Genomic DNA, 803 nt, shown 5'->3' with positions numbered 1-803 from the left:
AGATGATATTACTATTTCGTCATCAAAAGATCTCAGTGAAAATCTGATTGGTAATTCAATAAAGTCTGTTATTAGTATGTTTAAAAAATATGATCTCAAATTAAACAAGAAAAAAAATAAAATTGAGAATATCAAAGAAAAAAAGAATGGTTTTCAGGTGACTGGACTCTGGGTAGGTCATGCGCTACCTAAAACAACTAGGAATGAAAGACGATATATAAGATTGATGGTTCGTGTATGTGAAAATGAATATTCTGCAAAAAAATATCAAGAGTCATATCATGAATTGTGGAATAAGACTTCTGGGCTTGTCGCTAAGTTAAATCGCCTTGATCAGTCGAATCATAAAGCACTGAGGGAAAGACTTTCTAATATCTTCCCATTATATGATGATAATGAAAAAAATCAGATAATTCGTGTCTGCAAAAGCGTTTTAAGAATAGATTCAAAGCTGGAATTAAAATATGGGCAGGTTGATACGATAAATAAAGTTTATGGCAAGTTAGGTATTTTATCTAGAAATAATAAGGCACTTTCAAGGGTGTGGCGGAAGAAATTGAAATCCCACTTTAGAACGATGCCAACCAAAAAAGAGATATGGTTATGAATGATGAAGAGATTTTTTTTGGCATGGTGAAGACATTCGACGCTTTTAAAGGTTGGGGATTTATCACAAGGGAAAAAGGAAAGGACGTTTTTTTCTTTTACTCTGAAATTAACGGGGATGATAAATATCTTAATGCTGGTGACCAAGTATCTTTTACTATCCAGGCGTTAGCAAAAGGTCCCAGAGCATATAATAT

Annotated in this window: 1 protein-coding gene and 1 pseudogene; both read left to right on the top strand. The window is 32.9% G+C overall.

Going from position 1 to position 803, the window contains the following annotated elements; translation table 11 throughout:
• A pseudogene (locus J1782_RS00190) lies at positions 1-607 on the top strand (hypothetical protein); the annotation flags it as partial.
• A partial coding sequence (locus J1782_RS00185; protein WP_217151895.1) for a retron Se72 family effector protein occupies positions 604-803 on the top strand: 200 nt, incomplete at its 3' end. The pseudogene J1782_RS00190 and the gene J1782_RS00185, both read left to right, overlap by 4 nt.

The organism is Rahnella sp. BCC 1045 (assembly GCF_019049615.1).
In the GTDB taxonomy this organism is placed as follows: Bacteria; Pseudomonadota; Gammaproteobacteria; order Enterobacterales; family Enterobacteriaceae; genus Rahnella; species Rahnella contaminans.
This window is presented reverse-complemented; position numbering and strand designations above follow the sequence as displayed.